This is a genomic window from Methylobacterium planeticum (assembly GCF_008806345.1).
GTDB classification, from domain to species: Bacteria; Pseudomonadota; Alphaproteobacteria; order Rhizobiales; family Beijerinckiaceae; genus Methylobacterium; species Methylobacterium planeticum.
The window spans coordinates 1-1,085 of the sequence record NZ_VZZJ01000076.1; the positions used below are offsets into that span (position 1 = coordinate 1).

General features: G+C 63.1%; 1 protein-coding gene. It reads right to left on the reverse strand.

Annotated features, from left to right (window positions below; all coding sequences use genetic code 11):
* A partial coding sequence (locus F6X51_RS27600) for an IS4 family transposase (RefSeq protein WP_150967299.1) occupies window positions 1-1,071 on the reverse strand: 1,071 nt, incomplete at its 3' end.
* Window positions 1,072-1,085: the final 14 nt, after the last annotated feature.

The following is a 1,085-nucleotide window of genomic DNA, read 5'->3' on the forward strand; positions in this document are numbered from 1 at the left end:
CGCGATGGCGTTCCAGCATTGAACGGCCTCATGCTGCCCCTGTATCAGGATTTGTCTCAGAAGGTCGAAGCCGAAGCGGAAGATCGACTGGGCCCTCCGCCTATGTTTCTTGATGATGATCGGCCGGTGCTTGGCCCGCCATTCTCCCATGGCATGAGCAAAACTGAAGGCGATCGCCAACACGGCGATGAGCTTGGCAACGCGATCCGGATGGGTGAGGTGGGTTTCCTCCAGGTTGAGGCCGCGCGTCTTGATGGCGGCAAACAGCGTCTCGATCTCCCAACGCCGGCGGTAATGAGCCAGGGCAGTCTTGGGATCGGTGTTGGTGGCCACGACGAGCAGGTCTTTGCTCGCCAGCCGGGTCGCCGACAGCTTCACTGGCGGACCGAGTGCGCTGTCGCGTGAACCGAGACGGCAATCATCGCGCACGTAGCAGCGACCGCCGACTGTGAGCTTGCGGAACAGGGATGTGACCGCGCAGCAGCGCCCGTCGGCCAAGCGGACCTGGAAGGCATCCTTGATGCGCAAGATAAACGGGATGTCGTTCTCGGCCAGGAACGTCATCCAGGCCGTGCCGACGAACTCCCGGTCGGCGATCAATCCAGCGACGGCTCTTGCTCCGAAGACGTCGCAGAAGCGGGACAGCAGAGCCTCGCGATGGGCCGTGGTCGAGTTTCCGGCCCGGTCAAGCACATCCCACAAGACCGGGATAGCGATGCCGTTGTGGACGATGGCAAGCATGAGGATGTTGAGGTCGCGCCGCCCGAACTTCCAGCACGTGCGATCAAGGGCCAGAAGCCAGGGCCCCGACCCGATCCCTGCGATCCTGACGACGATGCGCGCCAGTTGATCGCTGTCGAGCACGACCTGCTCGAAGAAGCGTTGCAGGCGGCGATAGTTCGAAGCGAGGTCCGCCCGGGTCGGGAACGTGCCTGCAAGGTGGCTCAGGTTGACGGTGCGCGACAGGAGAACGCCCACGACGAGGACGCAGAAACTCTCCAGTCGGCTCTTGCGCAGCGAAAGGTGCTGCCCCAGGCACTCCCTCAAAGCGGCGATGCTCTCGCGTCTCATGCAAGCTCCCGATC